The organism is Actinosynnema sp. NPDC023658 (assembly GCF_040639995.1).
GTDB lineage: Bacteria > Actinomycetota > Actinomycetes > Mycobacteriales > Pseudonocardiaceae > Actinosynnema.
Map to the genome: position 1 here is coordinate 1 of NZ_JBFAAX010000541.1, position 4026 is coordinate 4026.

4 protein-coding genes are annotated in these 4026 nt (G+C 70.9%); 1 reads left to right on the forward strand and 3 read right to left on the reverse strand.

Annotated elements, in window-relative coordinates; translation table 11 throughout:
• The coding region (locus tag AB0G02_RS30705; protein WP_360800905.1) for a hypothetical protein at window positions 1-871 on the reverse strand (871 nt) is incomplete at its 3' end.
• 94 nt (window positions 872-965) lie between these two features.
• Complete coding sequence (locus tag AB0G02_RS30710) at window positions 966-2459, reverse strand: hypothetical protein (protein WP_360800908.1); 1494 nt, start codon at window positions 2457-2459, stop codon at window positions 966-968.
• Window positions 2460-2622: 163 nt separating this feature from the next.
• Between AB0G02_RS30710 and AB0G02_RS30715 the strand changes: the two genes are divergently transcribed.
• The gene (locus AB0G02_RS30715; protein WP_360800911.1) at window positions 2623-3579 is read left to right on the forward strand and encodes a LuxR C-terminal-related transcriptional regulator; all 957 of its coding nucleotides are present in this window, start codon (window positions 2623-2625) and stop codon (window positions 3577-3579) included.
• 4 nt (window positions 3580-3583) lie between these two features.
• On the opposite strand, the gene AB0G02_RS30720 is transcribed toward AB0G02_RS30715, so the two are convergent.
• Window positions 3584-3766 carry a hypothetical protein gene (locus AB0G02_RS30720; RefSeq protein ID WP_360800914.1) on the reverse strand — a complete coding sequence of 61 codons (183 nt, stop codon included), beginning with the start codon at window positions 3764-3766 and terminating at the stop codon, window positions 3584-3586.
• Window positions 3767-4026 lie beyond the last annotated feature (260 nt).

Here is a 4026-nt window from a genome sequence, read left to right on the forward strand (position 1 = left end):
CCATGTCGGCCCACTGGTACCAGCCGTAGCCGGACGTCCAGGTGATCTTCTTCAACCGGTTGTCGATGCCCTGCGCGAACACGTCGATCCGCCCGTTCGTGTAGATCGCGGCGGGGTCGCCCTTGATCTTCGCGTTGTACGGCAACGTCGCCCAGCAGCCCCACACCCCGGCGGACAGGTTGCGGTGCTTGAGGTGGCCGTCGCTGGTCGTGGCGAACACGTCCAGCCCGCCGTCGACCCGCGAGATCGTGGACAGGCCGGGCAGCGTGGTCGAGGTGCCGGGTGCCGCGTTCCACAGCGCGTTGACGATCAGCTGGGCGTCGGCGGCCTGGACGCCGTACCGGTAGCGGTACTCGGCGGCCGGGCGCTGCACGTCCGCGGCCACCTCCCCGATCGGCGCGGTCGCCCACGAGCCGTTCGGGTAGAACTGCTGCATCACGTCCAGGAACGCCTTGGTCGCGGTGGGCGGGTGCAGGCGTTGCGCGGCCGTGCCCCAGGAGTCGCGCTGCTGGTAGAGGCCGAGGCTGTCGCGGTCGCCGTAGTTGACGTTGCGCAGGTGCGACTCGACGATCACGGTCGCGATGGCGATGGTCGCCGCTCTCGACGACAGGCCGCGGGCCTTGACGGTCTCCACGACGACCCGCGCGCACGACGTCTCGTAGGCGTCCATCCGGCCTTTCATGTCCCGGTCGAGCTGGGTGTCGAGCTGCCGGCCGATGGTGACGTCCTGCGAGGTCGTGCCGTCGGGGTCGCAGGCCCGGATGTCGTCGGCGAACGCCTCGGGCGGCGTGGCGGCGAGCACGGTGAGGCCCGCGCTCAACGTCACGGCGGCGAGGGCCGCGGCCGCGGTCCGGCTCGATGGGAACTTCACGGTGCGCTCCTGTTTCGGGCAAGGCGGTGCTGCGGGAGGAAGGCGGGGAGGGGTGGACGGCGCCCGGGCTCGGGCCGGCCGCCGTCCACCGGGATCAGCAGGCGGGAGCGCCCACGGCCCCGTGCCCGGCCCAGTCGTACCAGTCGTTCGTGCTGGTCCACGTCTTGCGGATCAGGTCGGCGTTGCTGTTGCGGGTGAACACGTCGATCCGCCGACCGCTCATCGACACCGCCGCGGGGCTGGTGAAGATGTGGCCGCCGAAGTCGCTGGCCGCGTACGTCGTCCAGTCGGCGCCGTCGGGGCTGTAGCGGTGGATCAGGCTGTCGTCGTGGTCGCGCAGGAAGATGTCCACGCTGTTGCCGCCCCGGGTCGACGCGGCCGGGCGGCCGGTGAAGTTGCCGCCGCGGTCCGCCCAGCTGTACCAACCGGCGTCACGCGTCCACATCAGCGACAGCAGGCTCCCGTCGGTCGCGCGGGCGAAGACGTTCATGCGGCTGCCGTCGGCGTTCGCGACGGCCGCCGGTGCGCTCGTGGCCGTCACCGAAGCCGCGTTCAACCCGATGTTGGACCAGTCGGTCGTCCAGCCCTGCGCGGTGTCGTAGTGCCGGTAGACGATCTTGTTGGCCGCGTTCTTCGCGAACACGTCGATCCCCGTCGCCGAACGACTGGTCACCGCAGGCGACGAGGTCACCGTGTACTCACCCATGTCGGCCCACTGGTACCAGCCGTAGCCGGACGTCCAGGTGATCTTCTTCAACCGGTTGTCGATGCCCTGCGCGAACACGTCGATCCGCCCGCTGGAGTAGATCGCGGCCGGGTCGCCCTTGATCTTCGCGTTGTACGGCAGGGTCGCCCAGCAGCTCCAGACGCCGTCGTCCATGTTGCGGTGCTTGAGGTGGCCGTCGCTGGTGGCGGCGAAGACGTCCAGGTCGCCCGCCGAGCGGGAGATGGTCGACAGGCCGGGCAGCGAGGTCGTCTCGCCGTCGTCCTCGACGACCTGGTCGTAGCGGTAGGGCAGGTAGCTGCCGCTGTAGTACGGGTAGGGGATCTTCCGGTAGACGGCCCTGGGCGGGGTCTGCTCGAACTCGTAGTACTCGGTGTGGGCGGAGTCGGCCCACTTCTCGAAGATGACCACGTGGTTGTCCGGGCTGAGCAGGATGTCACCCGCCTTGAGGTCGTCCTTGTCGATGCGGTGCGACACCTGGTCGAGGCTGCGGGTGGTCAGCGACTCGCCCAGCTTCCACGCCATCGACACGAAGCCGGAGCAGTCGGTGCGGTAGCCGCCGTAGTAGTCGCTCTGGCTGTACGGCACGCCGGCCGTGACCCAGGTCCGGGCCCGGGTGATGATCTCCGACCGGGTCACCGCAGGCGTGGCGACCTGGGTCGTCACGGTGCCGGACGCGGACGTCGACGTGACCACGGTGGTGGCGGTGCCGGGCTCGGCCCGGTAGCCGGAGACGGCGGCGGGCTGCCCCTCGCCGCCCGTGCCCGCCGATGGCGCCGCGGTGGCGACGCCGCCGGCGCCGAACACCGTTGCCGCGATCACCGCCGAGAGCAGCAGCCGGGTCGCTCGCTCGTGGAACCCCATGGTCCTGCCTTTCCGTGCTGGCTCGTCGTAGTTCCTCGTTGTTCGTCGTCACGAGCCTGGGGCCAGGGCAAAGGCGGGACGTAGGTGGCAGATCGGCCATTGGCCGCCACTGGACACGCCCGTACGCTGGGGCCGGGTCGGGGGGACACGGCGGGGGTGGGGCATGCTCGAAGGACTGCTGTCCATGGGCGCGGGGGCGCTCTACGACGCACTGGTGCGCGGCGGGCCGATAGCGGTGGACGACCCGCGCGCCGAGAGCACGGACATGGCGGAGCTGTTCGAGAAGGGCTTCGTGCGCCGCGACTACCGCGGCGACCCGACCATCGCGCCGGTCGAACCGGTGCGGGCGGTCGACCACGCCATCCTCGCCGCGCAGCAGCAGGTGCTGGACCAGCAGCGCGCGATCGTGGCCGCGCGGCACCAGCTGGACGCGCTCCAGGCGGCCTACCGGATGGCGAACTCCTCCGGTGACACCAGCGACATCGAGATCCTCACCGACCCGCAGCGCATCGGTCAGATCTCGTTCGAGCTGTGCCTGTCGGCGCGGGAGGAGTTCGTGACGTTCTCCACGCGGCACTTCCGCAAGGCGCCCAACGCGCAGACCGTGATGACGCTGCCGGCCGTCGTGGCCGAGCGCGGCGTGGTGCTGCGCAACGTGTGCGAGCGGGCGGTGCTGGAGTTCGAGAGCTCGCGCGACATGGTCGAGGGCAACATCAAGGCGGGCTGGCAGATGCGCGCCGTGCCCGAGCTGCCGATGAAGATGGTCATCGCGGACCGGCACTCGGCGCTGGTGCCGCTGGACCCGACGGGCATGGAGGGCGCGCTCCTGGTCCGGACGCCGACGATCATCGCCGCGCTGCGGATGCTGTTCGAGCTGGTGTGGAGCCAGGCGGTGCCGGTCGGGACGCAGGAGGCCGGTTCGCGCAACGGGCTGACGCCGACCCAGGCCAAGGTGCTGGACCTGCTGGCCACCGGCATGACGGACGGTGCGATCGCCCGGCACATGAAGATCAGCGAACGGACCGTGCGCCGGTACGTCTCGGGTCTGCTGGAGGCCCTGCAAGCCGACAACCGGGTGGCCGCGGTGTACGCGGCCACCCGGTTGGGCTGGCTGAACTGACGGGTCACGTGCCGGGCAGGGTCCAGCCGTAGTCGTCGTCCCCGCACTCGAGGAACGGGGCCTGGCACGTCGTCGGGGGGTCGTCCGGGCCGGAGCCGAGCACGACGGTGGTGCTCACGGCGGCCGCGCCGAAGGTCGCGGCGGCGAACACCGCGGCGAGCACGGCGCCGATGATGCGCTTGGACATGATCTCCTCCTGGTGACTGCGGTCCCCCGACCAGCGAGGCCAATCCTGGCGGTCCGACCGCCACCGGCGGCAGTGGCGGGTCCGGCCACCGTCCGCAATAGGTCACCCGGACGTCGGTGTCCGGGTGCGGCCGTTGGCCGGAGCAGACCGCTGTGCGGACGGCCGCACGTCCCTAGCGTCGGGTGCGCACCGCACGACGTCTGGAGGTGATGAGTGGAATGCGAACCGATCGCTGAACCCCCCGGGCCGGACCTGCCGGT

Bases quoted from the DNA above. Each gene is read 5' to 3' on its own strand.
- AB0G02_RS30715 (WP_360800911.1), top strand. From the start codon at position 2,623: ATGCTCGAAGGACTGCTGTCCATGGGCGCGGGGGCGCTCTACGACGCA.
- AB0G02_RS30720 (WP_360800914.1), bottom strand. From the start codon at position 3,766: ATGTCCAAGCGCATCATCGGCGCCGTGCTCGCCGCGGTGTTCGCCGCC.
- AB0G02_RS30710 (WP_360800908.1), bottom strand. From the start codon at position 2,459: ATGGGGTTCCACGAGCGAGCGACCCGGCTGCTGCTCTCGGCGGTGATC.